At 57.8% G+C, this 25009-nt stretch carries 26 protein-coding genes and 1 pseudogene; 5 read left to right on the top strand and 22 right to left on the bottom strand.

Features of this window, described 5'->3' with window-relative positions; translation table 11 throughout:
* Nucleotides 1–51: 51 nt before the first annotated feature.
* Both erdR and LOY56_RS05310 read right to left on the bottom strand, forming a co-directional pair.
* Nucleotides 52–702: a response regulator transcription factor ErdR gene (erdR, locus tag LOY56_RS05315; protein ID WP_258620353.1), complete on the bottom strand. Its 651-nt coding sequence runs from the start codon at nucleotides 700–702 to the stop codon at nucleotides 52–54.
* Between the two features lie 238 nt (nucleotides 703–940).
* A complete protein-coding gene (locus LOY56_RS05310) occupies nucleotides 941–1693 on the bottom strand; it encodes a tRNA-uridine aminocarboxypropyltransferase (RefSeq protein ID WP_258620352.1) in 753 nt (250 codons plus the stop codon).
* A gap of 188 nt (nucleotides 1694–1881) precedes the next feature.
* Here LOY56_RS05310 and LOY56_RS05305 point away from each other — a divergent pair, with 188 nt between their 5' ends.
* Nucleotides 1882–2307 carry a quorum-sensing-regulated virulence factor family protein gene (locus tag LOY56_RS05305; protein WP_258620350.1) on the top strand — a complete coding sequence of 142 codons (426 nt, stop codon included), beginning with the start codon at nucleotides 1882–1884 and terminating at the stop codon, nucleotides 2305–2307.
* Here LOY56_RS05305 and LOY56_RS05300 read toward each other — a convergent pair whose 3' ends face one another.
* A complete protein-coding gene (locus LOY56_RS05300; protein ID WP_258620348.1) occupies nucleotides 2308–2502 on the bottom strand; it encodes a hypothetical protein in 195 nt (64 codons plus the stop codon). It abuts the gene before it with no gap.
* Nucleotides 2503–2991: 489 nt separating this feature from the next.
* Here LOY56_RS05300 and LOY56_RS05295 point away from each other — a divergent pair, with 489 nt between their 5' ends.
* Nucleotides 2992–4110, top strand: coding sequence for a TIGR00730 family Rossman fold protein (locus LOY56_RS05295; RefSeq protein ID WP_258620346.1), 1119 nt, complete (start codon nucleotides 2992–2994; stop codon nucleotides 4108–4110).
* A 42-nt stretch (nucleotides 4111–4152) separates the two neighbouring features.
* On the opposite strand, the gene recX is transcribed toward LOY56_RS05295, so the two are convergent.
* From recX to LOY56_RS05265, 6 genes and pseudogenes are all read right to left on the bottom strand, one after another.
* Nucleotides 4153–4620, bottom strand: coding sequence for a recombination regulator RecX (gene recX, locus LOY56_RS05290; RefSeq protein ID WP_258620344.1), 468 nt, complete (start codon nucleotides 4618–4620; stop codon nucleotides 4153–4155).
* An 8-nt stretch (nucleotides 4621–4628) separates the two neighbouring features.
* Nucleotides 4629–5681, bottom strand: coding sequence for a recombinase RecA (gene recA / locus LOY56_RS05285; RefSeq protein ID WP_007907270.1), 1053 nt, complete (start codon nucleotides 5679–5681; stop codon nucleotides 4629–4631).
* Nucleotides 5682–5764: 83 nt separating this feature from the next.
* The gene (locus LOY56_RS05280) at nucleotides 5765–6265 is read right to left on the bottom strand and encodes a CinA family protein (protein ID WP_258620342.1); all 501 of its coding nucleotides are present in this window, start codon (nucleotides 6263–6265) and stop codon (nucleotides 5765–5767) included.
* 80 nt (nucleotides 6266–6345) lie between these two features.
* Nucleotides 6346–6438, bottom strand: a pseudogene (locus LOY56_RS05275) (lysis protein); the annotation flags it as partial.
* A gap of 68 nt (nucleotides 6439–6506) precedes the next feature.
* Nucleotides 6507–6857, bottom strand: coding sequence for a phage holin family protein (locus tag LOY56_RS05270; protein ID WP_258620340.1), 351 nt, complete (start codon nucleotides 6855–6857; stop codon nucleotides 6507–6509).
* A gap of 301 nt (nucleotides 6858–7158) precedes the next feature.
* A complete protein-coding gene (locus tag LOY56_RS05265; protein ID WP_258622569.1) occupies nucleotides 7159–7890 on the bottom strand; it encodes an XRE family transcriptional regulator in 732 nt (243 codons plus the stop codon).
* A gap of 193 nt (nucleotides 7891–8083) precedes the next feature.
* Between LOY56_RS05265 and mutS the strand changes: the two genes are divergently transcribed.
* Both mutS and fdxA read left to right on the top strand, forming a co-directional pair.
* Complete coding sequence (gene mutS / locus LOY56_RS05260; RefSeq protein WP_258620338.1) at nucleotides 8084–10663, top strand: DNA mismatch repair protein MutS; 2580 nt, start codon at nucleotides 8084–8086, stop codon at nucleotides 10661–10663.
* Nucleotides 10664–10805: 142 nt separating this feature from the next.
* Complete coding sequence (gene fdxA / locus LOY56_RS05255; RefSeq protein WP_003222178.1) at nucleotides 10806–11129, top strand: ferredoxin FdxA; 324 nt, start codon at nucleotides 10806–10808, stop codon at nucleotides 11127–11129.
* 485 nt (nucleotides 11130–11614) lie between these two features.
* Here fdxA and rpoS read toward each other — a convergent pair whose 3' ends face one another.
* The 8 genes from rpoS to LOY56_RS05215 all read right to left on the bottom strand — a co-directional run bounded on the left by rpoS (nucleotide 11615) and on the right by LOY56_RS05215 (nucleotide 18889).
* On the bottom strand, nucleotides 11615–12622 hold the full coding sequence (rpoS, locus tag LOY56_RS05250; RefSeq protein WP_007907200.1) for an RNA polymerase sigma factor RpoS: 1008 nt from the start codon (nucleotides 12620–12622) through the stop codon (nucleotides 11615–11617).
* A 106-nt stretch (nucleotides 12623–12728) separates the two neighbouring features.
* A complete protein-coding gene (locus LOY56_RS05245) occupies nucleotides 12729–13586 on the bottom strand; it encodes a peptidoglycan DD-metalloendopeptidase family protein (protein WP_258620336.1) in 858 nt (285 codons plus the stop codon).
* Nucleotides 13587–13795: 209 nt separating this feature from the next.
* Nucleotides 13796–14431, bottom strand: a complete 636-nt coding sequence (locus LOY56_RS05240) for a protein-L-isoaspartate(D-aspartate) O-methyltransferase (protein WP_258622568.1) — start codon at nucleotides 14429–14431, stop codon at nucleotides 13796–13798.
* Nucleotides 14432–14472: 41 nt separating this feature from the next.
* Nucleotides 14473–15222 (bottom strand): 5'/3'-nucleotidase SurE, encoded by a 750-nt coding sequence (gene surE, locus LOY56_RS05235; protein ID WP_258620335.1) that lies wholly within the window; start codon nucleotides 15220–15222, stop codon nucleotides 14473–14475.
* Nucleotides 15210–16268: a tRNA pseudouridine(13) synthase TruD gene (gene truD / locus LOY56_RS05230; RefSeq protein ID WP_258620334.1), complete on the bottom strand. Its 1059-nt coding sequence runs from the start codon at nucleotides 16266–16268 to the stop codon at nucleotides 15210–15212. The genes surE and truD overlap by 13 nt, the downstream gene beginning before the upstream one ends.
* Complete coding sequence (gene ispF, locus LOY56_RS05225) at nucleotides 16265–16738, bottom strand: 2-C-methyl-D-erythritol 2,4-cyclodiphosphate synthase (RefSeq protein ID WP_258620333.1); 474 nt, start codon at nucleotides 16736–16738, stop codon at nucleotides 16265–16267. The genes truD and ispF overlap by 4 nt, the downstream gene beginning before the upstream one ends.
* A gap of 91 nt (nucleotides 16739–16829) precedes the next feature.
* Nucleotides 16830–17684: an S-formylglutathione hydrolase gene (gene fghA, locus LOY56_RS05220; RefSeq protein ID WP_258620332.1), complete on the bottom strand. Its 855-nt coding sequence runs from the start codon at nucleotides 17682–17684 to the stop codon at nucleotides 16830–16832.
* Nucleotides 17685–17776: 92 nt separating this feature from the next.
* Entirely contained in the window at nucleotides 17777–18889 is a 1113-nt protein-coding gene (locus LOY56_RS05215; protein ID WP_258620331.1) for an S-(hydroxymethyl)glutathione dehydrogenase/class III alcohol dehydrogenase, read from the bottom strand.
* 106 nt (nucleotides 18890–18995) lie between these two features.
* On the opposite strand from LOY56_RS05215, the gene LOY56_RS05210 reads away from it, so the two are divergent.
* Entirely contained in the window at nucleotides 18996–19892 is an 897-nt protein-coding gene (locus LOY56_RS05210) for a LysR substrate-binding domain-containing protein (RefSeq protein WP_258620330.1), read from the top strand.
* A 27-nt stretch (nucleotides 19893–19919) separates the two neighbouring features.
* On the opposite strand, the gene ispD is transcribed toward LOY56_RS05210, so the two are convergent.
* The 5 genes from ispD to LOY56_RS05185 all read right to left on the bottom strand — a co-directional run bounded on the left by ispD (nucleotide 19920) and on the right by LOY56_RS05185 (nucleotide 25002).
* Complete coding sequence (gene ispD, locus LOY56_RS05205; protein WP_258620329.1) at nucleotides 19920–20627, bottom strand: 2-C-methyl-D-erythritol 4-phosphate cytidylyltransferase; 708 nt, start codon at nucleotides 20625–20627, stop codon at nucleotides 19920–19922.
* Complete coding sequence (gene ftsB, locus LOY56_RS05200; protein WP_007907178.1) at nucleotides 20624–20902, bottom strand: cell division protein FtsB; 279 nt, start codon at nucleotides 20900–20902, stop codon at nucleotides 20624–20626. Before ftsB ends, ispD begins: the two co-directional genes overlap by 4 nt.
* A 171-nt stretch (nucleotides 20903–21073) precedes the next feature.
* Nucleotides 21074–22363, bottom strand: a complete 1290-nt coding sequence (eno, locus tag LOY56_RS05195; protein WP_258620327.1) for a phosphopyruvate hydratase — start codon at nucleotides 22361–22363, stop codon at nucleotides 21074–21076.
* A 156-nt stretch (nucleotides 22364–22519) separates the two neighbouring features.
* Nucleotides 22520–23365: a 3-deoxy-8-phosphooctulonate synthase gene (kdsA, locus tag LOY56_RS05190; protein WP_258620325.1), complete on the bottom strand. Its 846-nt coding sequence runs from the start codon at nucleotides 23363–23365 to the stop codon at nucleotides 22520–22522.
* 5 nt (nucleotides 23366–23370) lie between these two features.
* Nucleotides 23371–25002 carry a CTP synthase gene (locus LOY56_RS05185; RefSeq protein WP_030127979.1) on the bottom strand — a complete coding sequence of 544 codons (1632 nt, stop codon included), beginning with the start codon at nucleotides 25000–25002 and terminating at the stop codon, nucleotides 23371–23373.
* Between the last annotated feature and the right edge of the window lie 7 nt (nucleotides 25003–25009).

Here is a 25009-nt window from a genome sequence, read left to right as displayed (position 1 = left end):
AGTGGGAAAGCTAGATCAAGCAAAGTCAAAAAAGCGTGAACACGTAGCACCTTAGTGGCTCGAAATTGACTCAAGTTGTTGCAAGAGCAGCGCCGCCTGAGTCCGGGTTCGCACATTCAGCTTACGGAAAATGGCCGTGACGTGGGCTTTGATCGTTGCTTCGGAAACGCTCAACTCGTAAGCAATCTGCTTGTTCAACAAACCTTCACAGACCATGGTCAACACACGGAACTGCTGGGGTGTCAGGCTGGCAAGGCCTTCGCTGGCGGCCTTGGCTTCGGCGGAAACGCTGACCGCTTCGAAGGCCTGGGGCGGCCAGAAAACGTCGCCATCGAGCACCGCGCGCACGGCTTTCTGAATGACGCTCAAATCACTGGACTTGGGTATGAAGCCACTGGCGCCGAATTCACGGGATTTCACCATGATCGACGCTTCTTCCTGAGCCGAGATCATCACCACCGGAATTTGCGGGTACTGCCCACGCAACAACACCAACCCGGAAAAACCGTAAGCTCCCGGCATGTTCAGGTCCAGCAATACCAGATCCCAGTCGGCCTTTTCGTCCAGACGGGTTTCCAGCTCGGCAATGCTCGCCACTTCCACCAGACGGACATCCGGGCCCAGGCCTAGGGTCAACGCTTGATGCAGGGCACTACGAAAAAGAGGATGGTCATCGGCAATCAGGATTTCGTATGTGGCCATTTTTCAAATGATCCTGTTTTTTTATGGGACGCCTGACGCATTCAAGCCTCGCCAAAACAACTCGAGGTGCAGCCACGCAACGGCACCAACAGGGCACGTTCAACGCCAATTACGTAAAAAAAGCAGCGTTTCAAACCTTGGCCGCGCCCTAATCGGCGCCAAGCATGCCCAGCGAAGCCGGGGTGGTCAAGTTGCAGGCCCTGCCCGCGAGTCAGGCTCTTTGCAGTATGGGCGACGCTCAGCAGATGACGGGCGCCTTGTTCTGCACAAAGGGCATCAGCTCGGCGTGAGCCGGTGTTGCGACATTCATATCCAATTGACGTTTGGCGTCCAGGTAGTGCTGGCTGAACACATCAAAGTAAGCATCCAGCGCCGAGGCAGCGTCTGTATCACCGGCAAGATCGAGGCACAGCGCCGCCACTTCGGCCGTGCACAGGTGCTCGCTGCGGGTGGACCTGCGTAAGCGGTACCGTGAAAGCTTTTCGGGGAGCAGGCTCAGAATCGGCAACGCATCAAAATAGGGGCTTTTTCGGAAAATTTTCCGGGCTTCGGTCCAGGTGGCGTCCAGCAGAATGAACAATGGACGCTTGGTGCTATCGACCTCGACGCTGTGGGTAACTCGCTCGGGCTCGACGTACTCGCCCGGAAACACCAGATACGGTTGCCATTGCGGGTCGGCCAACAACGCCAGCAGTTGCTCATCGACTTCGGTGCGCGACCAGATGAATGCATGGTTGTCGCGCACCACATCGGCAATCAGCCACCCGGTGTTGCTTGGTTTAAACACTTCTTTATTGGTCATGATCAGGCACACGCCGCTACGCGTGTCGACCTGCGGGCGCCAGTCACACAGACAGTGGCTCTCGATCACGCGGCAGGCACGGCAACGGGTTGCCCGCCAGCCACGGGCCTGAATCGGCTTGATGCCCGCCTCTTCGCGCTGATCGCGCAAGCGGGCTACGGCGTTTGTCGTAAAGTACACAGGGGTCATCACAGGCAACGCCGACGGCTAGGGAAAATCGACACAAAAACACTCGGCAGGGCAAAAAGTAGCAGCAGTTTATCAGAGCGACCGGCGCAAGCCTGTACCGTCCAGGCCACCTCCCCTATAATTCGCCGCCACTGAACGCACAGTCACGTGACGGGTCGAACCACCTGTCACTGAACCAGGAGAGTTTCATGCTGCGCCTTATCGTCCCAACCGCTGCCATTGTGCTGGCGTCGTCCTTCAGTGCTCAGGCTGCGTCCTTGAGTGAGCAGAATCTGAACAGAGAGCTGCGAAATGTCGCCGTACAAAGCAGTGTCGGTACACCACGGGCGATCAACGAAGACATTCTCGATCAGGGCTATACCGTCGAAGGCAAAGAACTGATTAACCACCTCAGCGTACAGAGCAGCCACGCCAGCAAGATGCGCGCCGATCCTAAAGCGGTGTACTTCCAGCTTGGCGCCTCCGTATGTAACAACCCATCGTTCCGCAAGCTGATGGCCAAGGGCGCAATCATGCGTTACGACTTCACAGAGGTGAAGACCAATCGTCCCGTCGGCTCCGCAAGCTATCAGGAGTCGGATTGCCCAAAAGCGACACCGGCCAAGAAAAAGTAATCACGGGGAATTTGCGCGCCGCTGCTCATCCTCGGCGCGCAGTTCCGCCAACAACGCTTGTAAGTAGCGCGAACGTCGCTCCCCGCCCTCCAGACGTCGGCAGCACTCCTCTTCAAGACTCAAATGATGGGTCTCGGCCGATGCTTTCAGTAATCGATACAGTTGCGCATCGATCTCCAGAGTGACTCTGGGCATGGTTTACCGCCTCCCTGCACGCATTGATCATCGTTGATCACGCGATTAAATCCCTGAATTGCTTGAACGTTGCGTCCTGTCATTGACGCAACGTTGTCGTGTCACGCCTGTAACTTAGTAAATCAGAGCGCGGGACATACGGCATGCGTTCAGACGAGCGGTGAAAGCACCTTGCAAATCATCAATAAGCGGTTGCCAGGAAAGACTTTGCGGCGCAATGATCAAGCAGCGAAAATCGTTGCAAGGGTCTAAATTCAAAGTGTTCACGTTGATTTTTTCAGGGCAGAAAAGGGGCTGCCCATTGCGCGGCTTATTGTTCGAACGTTTCTTTCATTCAAGGGATAGACAGAGCCCGTATGGATGGCTCGATTGCAACCGAGTCAGAGGGAGCGCCCAGGCAAGGGCTTGGGCAGACAGCGACACAAGGGGTGTCGCGGCGCCGACGACTGTTTTGTCGGGCCAAGGGTTCTGTGCAGAAGGAGAAGTTGAATGCCTTACCAACCGAATGACCTCCTGAGCCGTCATTTTCAAGAAAGCGGCCACGACCTCACCAGCAAGGTCGAAGAACAACTCAACCTGGTTTCACCCAACAGCCCCAACATCCCGATTTACCGCGACATGATCCTGACTGTGCTGCGCATGGCCCAGGAAGATCACAACCGCTGGAATGCCAAGATCACCCTGCAAGCCTTGCGCGAACTCGAGCATGCCTTCCGTGTGATGGAGCAGTTCAAGGGACGACGCAAAGTCACTGTTTTCGGCTCGGCCCGTACACCGATAGAACACCCACTGTATGGTTTGGCCCGAGAACTTGGCGCCGCCCTTGCGCGCTCGGACATGATGGTCATCACAGGTGCCGGCGGCGGCATCATGGCAGCGGCCCATGAAGGTGCCGGTCTGGAACACAGCTTGGGATTCAACATCACCCTGCCCTTCGAGCAGCATGCCAATCCCACCGTCAATGGCACCGCCAACCTGCTGCCTTTCCACTTCTTCTTTACCCGCAAGCTGTTCTTCGTCAAGGAGGCCGATGCACTGGTCCTGTGCCCAGGCGGTTTCGGTACGCTGGATGAAGCGCTGGAGGTGCTGACCCTGATTCAGACCGGCAAAAGCCCGTTGGTGCCCGTGGTGCTACTGGATGCGCCGGGCGGCAAGTTCTGGCAAGGCGCGCTGGACTTCATTCACCATCAACTGGAGGAAAATCGCTACATCCTGCCAACCGACATGAAGCTATTGAGTCTGGTCTACAGTGCCGAAGAGGCAGTGGAGCAGATCAATCAGTTCTACAGCAACTTCCACTCCAGCCGCTGGCTCAAGCATCAGTTCGTGATTCGCATGAACCACAAACTCAGCGATCGGGCACTCGAACACATGCAGGAGGCATTTGCCGACCTGTGCCTGAGCGATCATTTCCATCAGCACGCCTACAGCGGTGAGGAGCACGACGAACCGCAGTTCAGCCATCTGGCGCGACTTTCCTTCACCTTCAACGCTCGTGATCATGGCCGTCTACGGGAGTTGGTGGATTACATCAACCTGCCGGAAAACTGGGTCCAGTCCAAACCCCACGCGCAACAACGCGCGCGTGAGCCATTCAAGGTGACATGAAACAAAAAAACGGCCCGCTATCGAAATAGCGGACCGTTTTATTTAATCGTCCATCTCTCGGCCGCTGAACAAGCGGCTGATCATTTCCATGGAATACCCCCGATAACTCAGGAACCTGCCCTGTTTGGCTCGTTCCCTGGCATCTATCGGTAGGTGCCCAGCAAATTTGCGCCGCCAGGTGTCTTCCAGTTGTTCCTGCCAGTTGATACCGCTCTCGCGTAACGCCAGTTCGATGTCGGTACGTTGCAGACCACGCTGGCTCAACTCTTCACGAATTCGCAAAGGGCCATAACCGGAACGGGCACGGTAAGAAACAAAGCTCTCGAGGTAACGGGATTCGGACAACAGGCCCTCTTCCGTCAAGCGGTCGAGTGCTGTGTCGATCATTTCAGGGAGGGCGCCGCGCTGACGCAGTTTACGCGTCAGCTCGACTCGACCGTGCTCGCGTCGCGCGAGCAGGTCCATTGCGGTTCGCCGCACCGCGACGAGTGTATCGAGTACGGCGGTCATCGGATCAATCAGATATCAGCGTCAGCCAGGTCATCAGCCGTCTCTTTGACTGGCGATGCTTTGACGTCCGGCGCTGGAGTCAACAGCTTGTCGCGCAGTTGCTTCTCAAGTTTCGCGGCGATCTCCGGGTTGTCCGCCAGGAACTTGGCCGAGTTGGCCTTGCCCTGACCGATCTTGGTGCCTTCGTAGGCATACCATGCACCGGATTTCTCGACGAAACCGTGCAGAACACCTAGGTCGATCATCTCACCGTTGAGGTAGATGCCCTTGCCGTAAAGAATCTGGAACTCGGCCTGACGGAACGGCGAAGCCACCTTGTTCTTCACGACCTTGACGCGGGTTTCGCTACCGACGACTTCATCACCTTCTTTCACCGCGCCAGTACGGCGGATGTCCAGACGAACCGATGCGTAGAACTTCAGCGCGTTACCACCGGTGGTGGTTTCCGGGCTGCCGAACATCACGCCGATCTTCATGCGGATCTGGTTGATGAAGATCACCAGGCAGTTGGCGTTCTTGATGTTACCGGTGATTTTACGCAGCGCCTGGGACATCAGACGGGCTTGCAGGCCCACGTGCATGTCGCCCATTTCGCCTTCGATTTCAGCCTTTGGCACCAGAGCAGCCACGGAGTCGACGATGATCACGTCAACCGCGTTTGAACGCACCAGCATGTCGGTGATTTCCAGGGCCTGCTCGCCGGTGTCCGGTTGGGAAACCAGCAGATCGTCGACGTTGACGCCCAGTTTGCCGGCGTACTCAGGGTCGAGGGCATGTTCGGCGTCGACGAATGCGCAGGTCGCACCGGCTTTTTGAGCCTGGGCGATCACCGACAGTGTCAGGGTGGTTTTACCGGAGGATTCAGGACCGTAGATCTCAACGATACGGCCTTTTGGCAGACCGCCAATGCCGAGCGCGATGTCCAGACCCAGAGAGCCAGTGGAAATAGCCGGGATCGCCTGACGGTCCTGATCGCCCATACGCATTACGGCACCCTTGCCGAATTGACGTTCGATCTGACCCAGGGCCGCAGCCAAGGCTTTCTTCTTGTTGTCGTCCATTAAAGTCCTCACGTAATCAATAAGGCCTGACGGCCAACACCTGTATAAGTAGCCAGTATTATTCCACAGCGTTTCAGGATCGCCTACCCCTGATTTGAGATTTCTCCAGCGGCATGCCGCAACAGCCCCTCTAGCGCGGCCTTCACCGTTTGTCGGCGGACCTCGTCACGATTCCCGGGAAAGTACTGCACCTCGCTGAACACCTGCTCACCGACGCCCCAGGCCAGCCATACCGTGCCCACCGGCTTGCTCGGTGACCCGCCATCCGGCCCTGCCACACCGCTGACCGCCACGGCAAAACGCGCCCGACTTTTTTCCTGCGCGCCGCGGACCATGGCCTCGACCACCTCGCGACTGACCGCCCCGACGGTTGGAAACAACTCGGCCGGGACGTCCAATTGCTGGGTTTTCTGGCAGTTGGAATACGTGACATAACCGGCCTCGAACCAGGCCGAACTCCCCGGAATGCGGGTGATCGCCTCGGCAATCCCACCACCGGTACAGGATTCGGCGGTGGTGACGTGGGCATTAAGAACCTGCAAGCGTCTGCCAAGTTCAGCGGCCAGCTGAGTGATATCTTTCACGGCTCTCTCCTGATCGAGCGGAATGAGGCCTACCGTACACGAGCCGATCACGCTTGCAAGGTTCAGGATCGATCAAAATGTTAGCGAGCGAGGGCTCTGACATAGGCCTGACGCGCCTGCTGGGCAATCAGTGCGCTATCGCCTGCATCGGTGATGGCGATAATTCGCTGAGCATCAGATTCTTTAGGTGGCAGGCATCAGTGCCCCCCCCTACAGCAACGCGAAGATCAGCGATGCAGCCTCACCGTTGATCGGAACGAGAATCGCGCGGCGGCATTTCGCAAACGCCAATCCGCTTGGCGGCCCAGCGCTCGTAAAGCCCGATGGCCACGTCCGCACCGGCCATCGCCGTGAGGCAGCCGAAGGCACCTGCGGCCCAGATCGATACGCCGGCGGCGTATAGCAACATGATTGCCGAGATCCCGCAGATCACGCAGGCCCCAGAACGCAGTGCCAGGCGTCGCAACAGCGACCAACCCCTAGCCCCCTCCTTGTCAGCGCGCCACATTTCGCCGGACACCCCGCCCACCAGGGCGAGACCGATGCCCAGCCAGATCGGCATGTCCAGCAACGCTTGTTGCTCGTTTGCCATGTCGCGCCTCCCGGAGGTAGTGGGTGAGTGATGTGAGTTGGGTTCAAACTATGTCTCTTTAAGCAGGTACCACAAAAAGCTTGCTCATCCAGGCGTTTCAGTAAATATAGTCCTTGCCGACAGCCCTTTATTAACGGCTTGAGATAGAGAGTATGCACAGACGCATATCAGGTCAATGCACAAATGCATTTATTTTTGCCAAAAATGCACTTAAGTGCCCAATAGACAAAGGGCGTTTGGTCGGTTTTCGGCAGGCGAAAAAAACTGTCTGGTAGTAGGTTTTAAGCTGACAGCGGTGCAGTTAACGGGCGTACATTCCCCACCAGAAGACATGACCGAGGATGACAATCTGCTCCTGGATTTCCTGAAAGGTATAATCCTCGTCCGGATGCTCATCGCGATTGAAGCTGCGCAGGCGGATCCCTGTCGGCAGGCGATAAAGCTGTTTCACCCGCAACTGGCCGTTGTGGTTAATGGCGTACAGGTCGCCGTCGACGATGTCGCCAATCCCGCATTTACCGGCATTTACCCCGACCGTGGCGCCATCGCGCAGCACTGGCAACATGCTGTTGCCGCGCACAGTCACGCATTTAGCCTGGTCGAACTGCACGCCGTTGTGGCGCAAGCTGCGCTTGCCGAAGCGCAGGCTAGAGCGTTCGCTCTCTTCGATGACGAATCTTCCTGATCCAGCAGCCAATTCAACCTCGCGAAGAAAGGGGACTGACACTTCGTCGTCATCGACAGGCGTATCGTCGTCCCACAGGCTTATGTCCTTGAGTTCCGAATGCAATTCATCGCGCCCGACGCCGGCGGCCGGCGCGACATCCGCGCGCCCTCGCAATTGATCGGTACTCACGCCGAAATATTCGGCAATCTTCGAGATGTGCTTATCCGAAGGGTCGACAATCTTCCCGCTGAGGATCCGCGAGAGAGTGGATTGAGGCACGCCGGTGCGACGGTGAAGCTCCGTGGGGGAGATCCCGTGCTGATCGAGCAGCGCTCTTAAGACGGTAGAAACATTGCGTTTTTGCATAATGCGCATAGTGCTTGATCTTTTTTCGGAAGACAAATGCTGATTTGCATAGATCGTGCATAGAAATGTGCCTTGGAGCTTTCATGCCTGTGTAGGTCCGACTGCCCATGTTAACCTTGCGCCCATCGCGGAAAAGCCGGGCCGATGCCCCTCCTTTGCCCTACACCTTTCAACGAGTTTTCCTGAATTTCCGATGAATAAAGCCCTCTCCGATCTGTCCTCCCACACCCCGATGATGCAGCAATACTGGCGCCTGAAGAACCAGCACCCTGACCAGCTGATGTTCTACCGCATGGGCGACTTCTACGAGATCTTCTATGAAGACGCGAAGAAGGCCGCCAAGTTGCTGGACATCACCCTGACGGCTCGTGGGCAATCGGCGGGTCAGGCGATTCCGATGTGTGGGATTCCTTACCACGCCGCGGAAGGTTACCTGGCGAAACTGGTCAAGCTCGGCGAGTCGGTGGTGATTTGTGAACAGGTCGGCGATCCAGCCACCAGCAAGGGTCCGGTGGATCGTCAGGTGGTGCGGATCATCACGCCGGGTACGGTCAGCGATGAAGCGCTGCTGGATGAGCGTCGGGACAATCTGATCGCGGCGGTGCTGGGTGACGAACGTCTGTTTGGTCTGGCCGTGCTGGACATCACCAGCGGCAACTTCACCGTGCTGGAAATCAAAGGCTGGGAAAACCTGCTGGCGGAACTGGAGCGGGTCAATCCGGTGGAGCTGATGATTCCGGATGACTGGCCGAAGGACTTGCCGGCAGAGAAACGCCGTGGGGTTCGTCGCCGTGCGCCGTGGGATTTCGAACGCGACTCGGCACTGAAAAGCCTTTGCCAGCAGTTCTCCACACAGGACCTCAAAGGTTTCGGCTGCGAGAACCTGACCCTGGCCATCGGTGCCGCCGGTTGCCTGCTCAGCTACGCCAAGGAAACCCAGCGCACCGCCCTGCCGCACTTGCGCAGCCTGCGGCATGAACGCCTGGACGACACCGTGGTGCTGGATGGCGCGAGCCGTCGCAACCTGGAACTGGACACCAACCTGGCCGGTGGGCGTGACAACACGCTGCAATCGGTGGTTGATCGTTGCCAGACGGCGATGGGCAGTCGTCTGCTGACCCGCTGGTTGAACCGGCCGTTGCGCGATCTGAAGGTTTTGCTGGCACGCCAGACCTCGATCACGTGCCTGCTCGACGGCTACCGTTTCGAAAAGCTGCAACCGCAGCTCAAGGAAATCGGTGACATCGAGCGGATCCTGGCGCGAATCGGTTTGCGTAATGCCCGTCCTCGCGACCTCGCTCGTCTGCGCGATGCCCTCGGTGCACTGCCTGAGTTGCAAGTGGCGATGACCGAGTTGGAAGCGCCGCACATCATTCAACTGGCGAAGACCACCAGCACCTACCCGGAGCTCGCGGCGTTGCTGGAAAAAGCCATCATCGACAACCCGCCGGCGGTGATCCGTGACGGCGGCGTGTTGAAAACCGGTTACGACAGCGAACTCGACGAACTGCAATCGCTCAGCGAAAACGCCGGGCAATTCCTGATCGATCTCGAAGCGCGTGAGAAGGCCCGCACCGGCCTGTCGCACTTGAAGGTCGGCTACAACCGGATTCACGGCTACTTCATCGAGTTGCCGAGCAAGCAGGCCGAATCGGCGCCCGCGGACTATATTCGCCGGCAGACCCTCAAAGGCGCCGAGCGCTTCATCACGCCGGAACTGAAGGCGTTCGAAGACAAGGCGCTGTCCGCCAAGAGCCGCGCCCTGGCTCGCGAGAAGATGCTCTACGAAGCGCTGCTCGAAGACCTGATCGCGCAGTTGCCACCCTTGCAAGACACGGCCGCCGCACTGGCCGAGCTGGACGTGTTGAGCAACCTCGCCGAGCGTGCACTGAATCTGGACCTGAACTGCCCGCGTTTCGTCAGCGAGCCGTGCATGCGCATCACCCAGGGTCGTCACCCGGTGGTCGAGCAAGTACTCACCACGCCGTTCGTGGCCAACGACCTTAGCCTCGACGACAGCACCCGCATGCTGGTGATCACCGGTCCGAACATGGGCGGTAAATCCACCTACATGCGTCAGACCGCATTGATCGTGTTACTAGCGCATATCGGCAGTTTCGTGCCGGCGGCCAGTTGCGAATTGTCCTTGGTCGACCGAATCTTCACCCGGATCGGTTCCAGCGATGACCTGGCGGGCGGACGATCGACCTTCATGGTCGAAATGAGCGAAACCGCGAACATCCTGCACAACGCCACTGAACGCAGCCTGGTGCTGATGGACGAAGTCGGTCGCGGCACCAGCACCTTTGACGGCCTGTCTCTGGCCTGGGCCGCGGCAGAACGCTTGGCGCAACTGCGGGCCTACACACTGTTCGCTACCCACTATTTCGAGCTGACAGTGCTGCCGGAAGCCCAGCCGCTGGTGAGCAACGTGCACCTCAATGCCACTGAGCACAACGAACGCATCGTGTTCCTGCACCACGTGTTGCCTGGGCCTGCCAGCCAGAGCTATGGCCTGGCGGTTGCGCAGTTGGCCGGTGTGCCGAGCGAAGTGATCGTGCGTGCTCGCGAGCATCTGAGCCGACTGGAATCCACAGCGCTGCCTCATGAAGTTCCAAAGCCATCCAAAGGCAAACCGGCCGCGCCGCAGCAGAGCGACCTGTTCGCCAGCCTGCCGCACCCGGTGCTGGATGAACTGGCCAAACTTGATCTGGACGACATGTCACCGCGTCGTGCGCTCGAAATGCTCTATACACTAAAGACACGGATCTAACGCACTTGCCTGCAAGCTGTTAGAATCTCGCGCGGTTTGGGATGCTGCAGGCCAATAGCCTGACCTGCAGACTATCGCTCCCAAACCTGGCGACCCCAACGTGAAGGGGCTCCGCTGCCGCCGCCTGAGGAGAAAATTAGAAATGACCTTCGTCGTCACCGACAACTGCATCAAGTGCAAGTACACCGACTGCGTAGAAGTCTGTCCGGTGGACTGCTTTTACGAAGGCCCGAACTTCCTGGTGATTCACCCGGATGAGTGCATCGACTGCGCACTGTGCGAACCCGAATGCCCTGCCGTGGCCATCTTCTCTGAAGATGAAGTGCCGGAAGATATGCAGGAATTCATTCAGCTGAACGTTGAGCTGGCTGAAATCTGGCCCAACATCACCGAGAAGAAAGAATCGTTGCCTGATGCCGAAGAGTGGGATGGCGTCAAAGGCAAGATCAAAGACCTCGAACGCTGATTACCCGGTGTTCTTGAAAAGGCCCCTTGTGGGCCTTTTTGCTTTTCTGCAGGCAAAAAAAGGGGCGGTATGACCCGCCCACATTTTTTCCCTATTCCTTGTGTTCCTTTTCATCGTCCTGATGAACCGCTTCCTGCGATGTCCGTTCCCCTCTTCCTTGAAGGGCGTGTCTATCCGTCGACACAGTTCAGATACTAGAGAATTCCCCACTAAGGGCAATCGGCCTATGTCGCTGAAATCGCCTGTCACACGCCGTTAATCTAAAAAAATACTCACACAAATCAATAACATAAATAGACACCACAGATTAAATAGACAACTGCCAGGGTGTAAAAATAACGAACACTTACGAAAGAGTAAGCAAAGACTTACAACACGAGACTACAAACCTGAGGTGGCGCAAAAAACAACGCACCTCTCATATTTCCGGCCACAAAAAAACCCCGAACAAGTCGAGGCTTTTTGTTACCGGTTGAACAAGTTGCCTATTGGAACAGCGACTCGCTCGACAGGCCGTTCTTCTCGAGAATCTCCCGAAGACGCTTGAGGCCTTCAACCTGAATTTGCCGGACCCGCTCCCGGGTCAAGCCGATTTCCAGGCCTACGTCTTCAAGCGTGCTGCTCTCGTGACCTCGCAAGCCGAAGCGGCGTACGACCACCTCGCGTTGTTTGTCGGTCAGCTCCGAGAGCCACTGATCGATGCTCTGTGACAGGTCGTCGTCCTGCAACAGTTCGCATGGATCGGTCGGTCGATCGTCGGTCAGGGTGTCCAGCAGGGTTTTATCCGAATCCGGACCCAGCGAGACGTCGACCGAAGAAACCCGCTCGTTCAGGCCGAGCATGCGCTTGACCTCGCCTACCGGTTTCTCCAGCAGATTGGCGATTTCTTCGGGTGAGGGTTCGTGATCGAGCTTTTGAGTCAGCTCTCGTGCAGCCCGCAAGTACACGTTGAGCTCTTTGACCACATGGATCGGCAACCGGATGGTCCGGGTCTGATTCATGATCGCGCGCTCGATGGTCTGACGAATCCACCAAGTGGCGTAAGTCGAAAAGCGGAAGCCACGTTCTGGATCGAACTTTTCCACTGCCCGGATCAAGCCGAGGTTGCCCTCTTCGATCAGGTCCAGCAGCGACAGCCCACGATTGACGTAACGTCGGGCGATTTTCACCACCAGCCGCAGGTTGCTTTCAATCATGCGTTTGCGCCCGGCCGGATCGCCACTTTGCGACAAGCGCGCAAAATGAACTTCTTCTTCCGGGGAGAGCAATGGGGAAAAGCCGATTTCGTTGAGGTACAGCTGTGTGGCATCGAGTGCCCGCGTGTAGTCGATGTACTTGTGTTGCTTAAGCGAAGCGGAGTGTTTGGATTTGGCGCGAACGGAAGGTGGTGCATCCCCTTCATCATTCGACATCGAATCCGTAGCGATGCCGGTCTCCATCAGGAGAACCTCATCGTCGATGTCAAACTCCGGCACTTCTTTACTGAGAGCCATTGTTATAGTCCTTTGGTGAGTTCGACCTCAAGCTCAAGCGACGCCTTTATCCCTGGCAACGCTGGAGCCTGTTCCCTCTACGTGACGGAACAGGCTGGCTAACAAATCAACGACGTGGCAGGAATTGCAGCGGATCGACTGGTTTACCTTGTCGGCGAATCTCAAAATGCAGTTTCACCCGGTCTGTACCCGTTGACCCCATTTCGGCAATTGTCTGTCCGACTTTGACCTGCTGCCCCTCCCGAACCAACAGCCTGCGGTTATGTCCGTAGGCACTGACGTAGGTATCGCTGTGTTTGATGATGACTAATTCGCCGTAGCCCCTTAAGCCACTCCCGGCGTATACCACCGTCCCATCAGACGCAGCTAAAACAGGCTGTCCCAAATCTCCGGCGATATCAATTCCTTTATTCAAACTACCGTTTGAAGAGAATTTTCCAATCAGAATGCCACCAGAAGGCCACCCCCAGCCCGTCGGGGCCGGACCAGCGGGAGGCAATGGCGCGGGTGCCGGCTTGCTGGCGACGGACGGTGCAAGCACTGTTGTACTGGTCGTCGTGCCGTTTGCCTGGCGCCGAATGACCGTGGTTTTACTCGACGATGAAGGCGAGGAACTGGACGAACTCACTATCGCCGTCGGCGTTGAACCGCTGCGGCCGTCGAAGCGAATTGTCTGACCCGGATGGATCGTGTAAGGCGTAGGAATGTTGTTCCGTGCCGCGAGGGCTTTGTAGTCCCAACCGTAGCGAAAAGCGATAGAGAACAAGGTGTCTTTGGGTCGGACCACGTACTGTCCGGTGGTCACGGCCGGACGCTGGGCGACCGTGTTATTACGCTCGACGACGCTCGTACTACCTGATGGGGTACTGGAGCAACCAACCAGCAAAGTACTCAAGACAAGGCCAGTCACCAGACGCTGAAAACTCGTTATACCTATTCGCTGCGCAATGACTGTGAGACTCACCCGCCGCTCCCTTTGTGGTGGCTGAAAATATGGATTGCCGTGCTTCGGCACGAAATGTCGCAAGTATAACGGGCCAAACAGGCTTTACCTTTAATGAAGCGAATTCGTTTCGCCCTCGTTTGCTGTCTGAGGATGAATTCCGTTTAACCAATCGATGCCGCCGTAAGACCCGGGCATTCGAAGAGAATTCAGCGTGTTGAAACAAATGCTCAGGCCAACGGCCCATTGAGCAATGGCACAAAACGCACCGCCCCCAGAACGCGCCTGGAAAAGCCCTGCTCTTCACGGATGATCAACATTAATTGTTGAACTTCACCGGAACCGACCGGAATGACCAAGCGCCCGCCCGGCGCCAACTGATCGAGCAAAGCTTGAGGCACGTCGGTGGCGACGGCAGTGACAATGATGCCATTGTATGGCGCCAATGCCGGCCACCCTTCCCAGCCATCGCCCCAGCGAAATACCACGTTGCGCAGGTTCAGTTCCACCAGACGCTCCTTGGCCCGGTCTTGCAGAATTTTGATGCGCTCCACGGAAAAAACCCGCTCGACCAGTTGCGACAGTACTGCCGTCTGGTAACCCGAACCGGTGCCGATTTCCATCACCTTGTCCAACGGACCGGCTTCCAGCAGCAGCTCGCTCATGCGCGCCACCATATAAGGCTGGGAAATGGTCTGGTTATGCCCGATCGGCAGCGCCGTATCTTCATAGGCGCGATGAGCCAGCGCTTCATCAACAAACAGATGACGCGGGGTGCGACGGATGACGTCCAGCACCTTGGCGTTGGATATTCCCTCTTCATAGAGGCGCTGAATCAGACGCTCACGGGTCCGTTGAGAGGTCATCCCGATACCGCGATGCAGAATATCGTCTTGCTCACGAGCCATTAGCGCAGTCCCTCCAGCCAGCCATCGAGACTTCTGAAGGCATCATTAAAGGTGCGATCCAGTTGCAGTGGCGTGATTGAAACATAGCCTTGCATCACCGCATGGAAATCAGTACCCGGGCCACCATCTTCAGCGTCCCCGGCCGCAGCGATCCAGTAACCGGATTTACCGCGCGGATCGACCACTTTCATTGGCGCGGCGGCCCGGGCGCGATGGCCGAGGCGGGTTAGCTGGATACCGCGGATATGCTCCAGCGGCAAGTTGGGAATGTTCACGTTCAGTACCGTACGCGGTGGCAGATCAAGGTCCGCGTGAGCCTCTACCAGTTTGCGCGCAAAATAAGCGGCTGTGGGAAGGTTCTCTACTTGCCGTGAGACGAATGAGAAAGCAAACGAAGGACGCCCAAGGAAACGTCCCTCGAGGGCCGCCGCCACGGTGCCGGAATACAGCACGTCATCCCCCAGGTTGGCCCCAAGGTTGATGCCGGAAACCACCATGTCCGGCTCGAACTCCAGCAAACCGTTAAGGCCCAGATGCACGCAGTCGGTGGGTGTGCCGTTGAGGCTGATAAAGCCATTGGCTAAGGTTTGCGGGTGCAACGGACGGTCGAGCGTCAGCGAACTGCTGGCGCCGCTTTTGTCCTGGTCCGGGGCGATAACCACGCATTCGGTAAAATCCGCCAGCGCGGCATAAAGCGCGGCGAGACCGGGTGCGGTTACCCCATCGTCGTTAGAAATCAGAATACGCATGGGCTGTCCGTCTGCCCCACCGGCACCAGATCGACGAGTTCACGCACCAAAACGGTGGCGAAGCATCCGGCCGGCAGGACGAATTCCAGTTGCAGAATGTCAGGCTCGGGATAATGCCACGTCAACCCGCCAATGGGCAGCCGCAGAATGCGACGTTCGTGGCTCATTCCGGCGTTAATCAACCAATCGCGCAGATCCGCTTCGCGCGCGGCGATTGCCTGCTCCAATTCATGGACAGCGCCTGACGTCGGCAAGTCACCTTCGCCCCACTGCGGGCCGGTCGGGTGCAGGTCGAGAATCGCCAAGCGTGGGTCGCTGCATTCAGCTTCACCTGCCGGGAAAAAACTGCGGCTGTCGGTGAACGCCAACAGATCGCCCACCTGAGCGCGCTGCCAGGTGCCATCGGCGACACGCGCCGCCAACACTTGATTGAACAGAAAACTGCGCGCGGTGGAGAGCAGCCGCGAACGCACATTGCGCTGCTCAGGCAGGGCCTTGCGCGCGGCCCAGGCACGGGCGTCGACCACGTTGCCGCCGTCAAAGCCGAAACGCTGAGCGCCGAAATAATTGGGAATACCTTGCTTGGCGATCAGTTGCAGACGCTCTTCAATCGCCGCCTTGTCACCGGCGAACTGGGTCAAGCGCAAGGTGAAGCCGTTGGCCGAGTGGGCGCCGCGTTGCAGTTTGCGTTTATGCCGACCGGTCTTGAGTATTTTCAGCGTGTCGTTTTCCGCCGCCGACAGATCAGGATCGGCCTTGCCCGGCAGTTGCACGCTGAACCACTGACGCGTCAACGCCTGGCGGTCCTTGAGGCCGGCATAGCTGACGGTGCGCAACGGCACACCCGCCGCCTTGGCGATGCGCCGTGCCGCTTCTTCGGTATTCAGACCGCGCTTTTCCACCCAGATCCACAGGTGCTCGCCATCGCCACTGAGGGGGATATTGAGCACTTCATCGACCTGAAAATCTTCCGCCGTGGCTTTCAGTACCGCGCTGCCGAGGGCTTGACCATAGGCCCGCGGGCCGAGCAACTGCAATTCGTTCATGCGCGCAGCAACAGGGCAACGGAGTGCACGGCGACGCCTTCTTCGCGACCGACAAAGCCGAGCTTTTCGGTGGTGGTAGCTTTCACGTTCACTTGATCCAACTCAACTTGAAGATCCGCGGCAATCAGCGCGCGCATCGATTCGATATGCGGGGCCATTTTCGGGGCCTGGGCGACGATGGTGTTATCGACGTTGCCGACTTTCCAGCCTTTGGCATGGATCAGTGCGACGACGTGACGCAACAGCACACGGCTGTCGGCGCCCTTGAACTGCGGGTCGGTGTCCGGAAAATGCTTGCCGATATCACCCAGCGCGGCAGCGCCGAGCAACGCGTCGCTCAAGGCGTGCAACAGGACATCACCGTCGGAATGGGCGAGCAGCCCGAAGCTGTGTGCAATCCGCACGCCGCCCAGTGTGATGAAATCGCCTTCAGCGAAACGGTGCACATCGTAGCCGTGGCCAATACGCATAAAAAAACGCCCCGATTTTTGTCAGGGCGTGATTCTACCTGCATTAGGCGTAGGGGGCGCTCTCAATTAGCTTCCCCGCCGCGTAGGGAGACTAACCGACCGCGCCTCCTAAAGCGCGTGCGTGATGCTGCAAGTGGTCGTTAATGAAGCTGGCGATGAAGAAATAGCTGTGGTCGTAGCCCGGTTGCAGTCGCAACGTCAGCGGATGACCCGCCAGTTTGGCGGCCTGTTGCAAGGCTTCAGGCTTGAGCTGGGTGGCCAGGAAATCATCGCGATCACCCTGATCGACCAGCAGCGCCAGCTTCTCGTCAGCCTCGGCAATCAATGCACAGGCATCCCATTCGCGCCACTTCGAACGGTCTTCTCCCAAGTAACGGGAAAAGGCTTTCTGGCCCCAAGGGCAATCCATCGGATTGTTGATCGGCGAGAATGCCGACACTGACCGATAACGCCCGGGATTGCGCAACGCACAGACCAACGCACCGTGACCGCCCATGGAGTGACCGCTGATGCCACGCTTGTCCGATGTCGGGAAATGCGCTTCGACCAATGCAGGCAATTCCTGCACGACATAGTCATGCATCCGATAGTGCCGGGACCACGGTTCCTGCGTGGCATTCAGATAAAACCCGGCACCGAGACCGAAGTCCCAGGCACCCTCCGGATCATCCGGCACATCAGGGCCGCGCGGACTGGTATCCGGTGCGACGATGATCAGCCCAAGCTCGGCGGCCATGCGCATGGCGCCGGCCTTTTGCATGAAGTTCTCGTCGGTGCAGGTCAGGCCGGACAACCAGTACAGCACCGGCAGTTTACCGCCCTGCTCCGCTTGCGGCGGCAGGTACACGGCAAACACCATGTCGCAACCGAGCACTTCCGAGCGATGACGATAGCGCTTGTGCCAGCCGCCGAAGCTTTTCTGGCAGGAGATATTTTCCAGGCTCATGGGCTTTTTTCAGCTGCAAGCTTCAAGCTCTAAGCTGCAAGAGGGCGTCGAACCCACTTGCAGCTTGCGGCTTGAAGCTTTCTGCTGCTCCTTTAGAAATGAATGACGCTACGGATGCTTTTGCCTTCGTGCATCAGGTCAAACGCCTTGTTGATATCTTCCAGGCCCATCGTGTGGGTGATGAAGGTATCCAGCGGAATCTCGCCGGTCTGGGCCATTTCGACATAGCTCGGCAACTCGGTACGCCCACGCACACCACCGAACGCCGAACCGCGCCAGACGCGACCGGTCACCAACTGGAACGGACGGGTGGAGATTTCCTGACCGGCACCGGCCACGCCAATGATCACCGACTCACCCCAACCTTTGTGGCAGCACTCAAGTGCAGCACGCATCAGCTGGACGTTGCCAATGCATTCGAAGGAAAAGTCGACGCCGCCATCGGTCATGTCGACGATCACTTCCTGAATCGGACGATCGAAGTCTTTCGGGTTTACACAATCGGTAGCGCCCAATTGCTTGGCGATCTCGAACTTGGCCGGGTTGATGTCGATGGCGATGATCCGCCCTGCCTTGGCTTTGACCGCGCCAATCACAGCCGACAGACCGATGCCGCCCAGCCCGAAGATGGCGACGGTGTCACCTGGTTTGACCTTGGCGGTGTTGATTACCGCGCCGATGCCCGTGGTGACGCCACAACCCAGCAGGCAGACTTTTTCCAATGGCGCTTCTTTAGGGATTTTGGCGACGGAGATTTCCGGTAGCACGGTGTACTCGGAAAAGGTCGAGGTGCCCATGTAGTGGAAAATCGTTTCGCCCTTGTAGGAAAAACGCGAAGTACCATCCGGCATCAGACCTTTACCCTGAGTCGCGCGAATCGCCTGACATAGGTTGGTTTTGCCCGACAGACAGAATTTGCACTTGCCACATTCCGGGGTGTACAGCGGGATCACATGATCGCCGACCACGACCGAAGTCACACCCTCGCCAATCGCTTCGACCACCGCACCACCTTCGTGACCCAGGATCGACGGGAAGATACCTTCCGGGTCAGCGCCCGAGAGGGTGTAGGCATCGGTATGGCAAACACCGGAGGCGACGACGCGCAGCAGGACTTCACCAGCCTTGGGCATGGCGACATCGACTTCAACGATCTCGAGGGGTTTCTTGGCCTCGAAGGCAACGGCGGCGCGCGACTTGATCATGCTGACTCTCCAGTGAATAAAAACGAGACAAGGAGTGTAATACAGCGACATACGATGAATAATCAGAACAAAAGCAAAACATTATTGCCATACAGGGATAATCCCGATGTCCGAAAACCGCTGGGAAGGCATCGACGAGTTCGTTGCCGTGGCCGAGTGCAGCCAATTCACCGCTGCGGCTGAACGCCTTGGGGTGTCTTCCTCTCACATCAGTCGCCAAATCGTACGACTGGAAGAGCGCCTGCAAACCCGTTTGCTCTATCGCAGCACCCGCCGGGTCACGCTGACCGAGGCCGGGCAAACCTTTTTGCAGCATTGCCAGCGTCTACAGGACGGTCGCGAAGAAGCGTTGCGCGCTGTCGGTGACTTGACCAGCGAACCCAAGGGCATGCTGCGCATGACGTGTGCCGTGGCCTACGGCGAACGATTCATCGTGCCACTGGTGACACGCTTCATGGGGTTGTATCCGCAACTGCGCGTCGACATTGAACTGAGCAACCGACCGCTCGACCTGGTGCATGAAGGGCTGGACCTGGCCATCCGCCTCGGCCGCCTGCAGGATTCAAGATTGGTCGCCACACGTCTGGCACCACGGCGCATGTACCTGTGCGCCTCGCCGTCCTACCTGGAACGGTATGGTCGCCCACACAGCTTGTCGGAACTGAGTCGCCATAACTGCCTCATTGGCAGTTCGGACATCTGGCAACTGGAACAGAACGGGCGGGAATTTTCCCAGCGTGTACAGGGAAACTGGCGCTGCAACAGTGGGCAGGCCGTGCTGGATGCGGCGCTACAGGGGGTTGGGTTGTGTCAGTTACCGGATTACTACGTGCTGGAATACCTGAAAAACGGCGAATTGATTTCGCTGCTGGAAGCCCATCAACCGCCAAACACAGCAGTTTGGGCGCTTTATCCACAGCAACGGCATCTGTCGCCGAAGGTGCGCAAGTTGGTGGATTATTTGAAGGAAGGGTTGGCCGAACGGCCGGAGTACCGGGTTTGAGATCAAAAGATTGTAGGCTGCGATCTTTTAGCGGCGGTTAGCCCAACGCTGGCGCAACCATTCAAGGTCTTCAGGGCGAGTGACTTTGATGTTATCGGATCGCCCCTCAATCAAGCGCGGCGCCTGGCCCGACCATTCCATGGCCGAGGCTTCATCGGTGACGACAACGTCCGCCACCAGACTGTCCGCCAACGCCCGATGCAACGCGCCAAGGCGAAACATTTGCGGCGTATACGCCTGCCAGATCACGCTGCGATCCACTGTTTCCAGCACGCGCCCATGCTGGTCGACCCGCTTGAGAGTGTCCCGCGCAGGCACCGCCAACAGACCGCCTACCGGATCGTCAGCGAGTTCACTGAGCAATTTATCGAGATCATCACGTGCCAGATTCGGTCGTGCGGCATCGTGAACCAACACCCAATCCTCATCGTCAGCGCCTTGAGCATGCAGATGCAGCAAGGCATTGAGCACCGACCCGGAGCGCTCTGCGCCACCCTCAACCCGCTGAATACGCGGATCGGTGGCACACGCCAGATTCGGCCAGTAAGGATCGTCGATTGCAAGACTGACCACCAACCCTTTCAGGGCAGGATGATCGAGGAAACAGCCGAGGCTGTGTTCGAGAATAGTGCGCCCGCCCAGTTGCAAGTATTGCTTGGGACGGTCCGCGGCCATACGGGCACCGACGCCCGCGGCAGGAATCACGGCCCAGAAGGCCGGTAACGAATTAATCATTGGGCCAACTGGTAAAGGGTTTCACCGTCCTTGACCATGCCCAACTCATGACGAGCCCGTTCTTCAACGGTCTCCATGCCCTTTTTCAATTCACTGACTTCGGCGTCCATCACCCGATTGCGCTCCAGCAACGCCTCATTCTCGGCGTGTTGATCCGCAATCTGCTGCTTCAGTTCGGCCACTTGCGCCAGACTGCCATTGCCCACCCACAGGCGATACTGCAGGCCGGCCAGCAGCAAGAGCAAGACAAGGAACAACCAATTGGGACTGCGCATCGAATATCAGGTATCCAGTGAAAAAAGACAGCCATGCCAAAACTTTGAAGCTTCTGATAGCACGAAGCCTGGAAGAACCAGGCTTGTGCTCTTAAGGCATCAGATTAGTGGCAAATCCATCGCTGCTGCGATTTTTCCGACACAATCCGGTGTCTTTTTACCAGTTTCCGCTTAACCGCGGAACTCGTTGCGACCGTTGTATTTGGCTTTGCCATTCAACTGCTCTTCGATACGCAGCAGTTGGTTGTACTTGGAAACGCGGTCGGAACGGCACAGGGAGCCGGTCTTGATCTGGCCAGCCGCAGTGCCCACCGCCAGGTCGGCAATGGTCGAGTCTTCGGTTTCGCCGGAGCGGTGCGAGATCACAGCGGTGTAACCAGCGGCCTTGGCCATCTGGATCGCTTCCAGAGTTTCGGTCAGGGTGCCGATCTGGTTGAACTTGATCAGGATCGAGTTGGCGATCTTTTTATCGATGCCTTCTTTCAGGATCTTGGTGTTGGTCACGAACAGGTCGTCGCCTACCAGCTGAGTCTTCTCGCCGATCTTGTCGGTGAGGATTTTCCAGCCAGCCCAGTCGGACTCGTCCAGACCGTCTTCGATGGAGATGATCGGGTAACGCTCGGTCAAACCTTTCAGGTAATCGGCGAAACCTTCAGCGGTGAACACCTGGCCTTCGCCGGACAGGTTGTACTTGCCGTCTTCGTAGAATTCGCTGGCGGCGCAGTCCAGAGCCAGGGTCACGTCGGTGCCCAACTTGTAACCGGCGTTGGCCACGGCTTCGGAGATCACTTTCAGAGCGTCTTCGTTGGAAGCCAGGTTCGGCGCGAAACCACCTTCGTCACCCACGGCAGTGCTCAGGCCGCGAGCCTTCAGAACGGCTTTGAGGTGATGGAAAATCTCGGTGCCCATGCGCAGACCTTCCGAGAAAGACTTGGCGCCAACTGGCTGAACCATGAATTCCTGGATGTCGACGTTGTTATCGGCGTGCTCGCCACCGTTGATGATGTTCATCATCGGAACCGGCATCGAGTAAACACCCGGGGTGCCGTTCAGGTTAGCGATGTGAGCGTACAGCGGCAGGTCCTGGTCCTGTGCTGCTGCCTTGGCTGCGGCCAGGGAAACGGCGAGGATTGCGTTGGCGCCCAGGGAACCTTTGTTTTCGGTGCCGTCCAGCTTGATCATCGCGTGATCCAGCGCTTTCTGGTCGCTTGGATCTGCCCCCAGCAACAGGTCGCGGATCGGACCGTTGATGTTGCCGACAGCTTTCAGAACGCCTTTGCCCAGGTAACGGCTCTTGTCGCCATCACGCAGCTCGAGTGCTTCACGCGAGCCAGTGGAAGCACCGGATGGCGCGCACGCGCTGCCGATGATGCCGTTATCGAGAAGCACATCGGCTTCCACAGTGGGATTGCCACGGGAGTCGAGAACTTCACGACCTTTGATGTCGACGATTTTTGCCATTGTTGTAAACACTCCAAAGTTGACGAAAACGACGCAGCTGAAGGAAATTTTTTATCGTCGGCAAGTGACAGACAGCGGGCACGCTTGCGGACGATAAGGCTCAAGCCCGAGGGCCTGAGCATTAAACCGTGCGGTACTTTACCGGAGATTTGAGGTTTACGCGGTTTCTACTGTCGGAAAACTCTTCACCAGTTCGTCCAGTGCTTTGAGCTGGGCCAGGAAGGGCTCCAGTTTGTCCAGACGCAAGGCACAAGGGCCGTCGCATTTGGCGTTATCCGGGTCCGGGTGCGCTTCAAGGAACAGACCGGCCAGCGACTGGCTCATGCCGGCCTTGGCCAGGTCGGTGACCTGGGCACGACGACCGCCAGCAGAATCGGAGCGACCACCAGGCATCTGCAGCGCGTGGGTCACATCGAAGAACACCGGGTATTCGAACTGCTTCATGACGCCGAAACCAAGCATGTCGACCACCAGGTTGTTATAGCCGAAGCTCGAACCACGCTCGCAGAGGATCAACTGATCGTTACCGGCTTCTACGCATTTGTTCAGGATGTGTTTCATTTCCTGAGGCGCGAGGAACTGGGCTTTCTTGATGTTGATCACTGCGCCGGTCTTGGCCATCGCGACCACGAGGTCGGTCTGGCGCGACAGGAAGGCCGGCAACTGGATGATGTCGCAAACTTCAGCGACGACAGCGGCCTGGTCAGGCTCGTGGACGTCAGTAATGACCGGCACGCCGAAGGCTTGCTTGATGTCCTGGAAAATCCGCATGCCCTCTTCCAGGCCGGGGCCACGGTAAGAGGTCACAGAAGAACGGTTGGCCTTATCGAAACTGGCCTTGAACACGTAAGGGATACCGAGTTTCTCGGTGACCTTTACGTACTCTTCGCAGACCTGCATCGCCATGTCGCGGCTTTCCAGGACATTCATGCCACCGAACAGCACCATTGGCTTGTCGTTGGCAATCTCGATATCGCCTACGCGGATGATCTTCTGCGCCATCAGGATTACGCCTTCTTCTGGTGTTGAGCCAAAGCGGCTTTAACGAAACCGCTGAACAACGGGTGACCGTCGCGTGGCGTCGAGGTGAACTCTGGGTGGAACTGGCAAGCGACGAACCATGGATGATCCGGTGCTTCGACCACTTCAACCAACGCGCCATCACCGGAACGACCGGAGATTTTCAGACCGGCCTCGATGATTTGCGGCAGCAGGTTGTTGTTCACTTCGTAGCGGTGACGGTGACGCTCGACGATCACGTCCTTGGCGTAGCAATCGTGCACCAGGGAACCTGGCTCAAGCAGGCAATCCTGAGCACCAAGGCGCATGGTGCCGCCCAGATCGGAGGTTTCGGTACGGGTTTCGACTGCACCGGTGGCATCTTCCCACTCGGTGATCAGACCCACGACCGGGTGACCGCTGGTGCGATCGAACTCGGTGGAGTTGGCGTCTTTCCAGCCCATGACGTTACGAGCGAACTCGATCACCGCCACTTGCATGCCCAGGCAGATACCCAGGTATGGAACCTTGTTTTCGCGAGCGTATTGAACGGCAGTGATCTTGCCTTCAACGCCACGCAGACCAAACCCGCCCGGTACCAGAATCGCGTCAACGCCTTCCAGCAGCGCGGTGCCCTGGTTTTCGATGTCTTCGGAATCGATGTAGCGCAGGTTGACCTTGGTGCGGTTGCTGATGCCGGCGTGACTCATCGCTTCGATCAGCGATTTGTAGGCGTCCAGCAGTTCCATGTACTTGCCGACCATCGCGATGGTGACTTCGTGTTCCGGGTTCAGCTTGGCATCGACCACCGCTTCCCACTCGGACAGATCGGCGCTGTCACATTGCAGGCCGAAACGCTCAACAACGAAATCATCCAGGCCCTGGGAGTGCAGAATGCCCGGGATCTTGTAGATGGTGTCGGCGTCTTCCAGCGCGATCACCGCACGTTCTTCAACGTTGGTGAACTGGGCGATCTTGCGACGCGAAGAGATGTCGATCGGGTGATCGGAGCGGCACACCAGCACGTCTGGCTGCAGGCCAATGGAACGCAGTTCCTTGACCGAGTGCTGAGTCGGCTTGGTTTTGGTTTCGCCGGCAGTGGCGATGTACGGCACCAGCGTCAGGTGCATCAGCATCGCGCGCTTGGCGCCGACTTCGAAACGCAATTGACGGATCGCTTCGAGGAACGGTTGCGACTCGATGTCACCCACGGTGCCACCGATCTCGACCATGGCCACGTCGGCATCGCCGGCGCCCTTGATGATCCGGCGCTTGATTTCGTCGGTGATGTGCGGGATCACCTGAATGGTTGCGCCCAGGTAATCACCACGGCGCTCTTTGCGCAGGACGTGTTCGTAAACACGGCCGGTGGTGAAGTTGTTGTTCTGGGTCATGGTCGTGCGGATGAACCGCTCGTAGTGGCCCAGGTCCAGGTCGGTCTCGGCGCCGTCGTGGGTGACGAACACTTCACCGTGCTGGAACGGGCTCATGGTGCCCGGGTCAACGTTGATGTACGGGTCCAGCTTCAGCATGGTGACCTTAAGTCCCCGCGCCTCCAGGATGGCCGCCAATGAAGCCGAGGCAATGCCTTTCCCCAATGAAGAAACAACACCGCCCGTGACGAATATGTAGCGCGTCATGAAAAAC

The sequence above is a fragment of the Pseudomonas sp. B21-048 genome, assembly GCF_024748615.1.
In the GTDB taxonomy this organism is placed as follows: domain Bacteria; phylum Pseudomonadota; class Gammaproteobacteria; order Pseudomonadales; family Pseudomonadaceae; genus Aquipseudomonas.
This window is presented reverse-complemented; position numbering and strand designations above follow the sequence as displayed.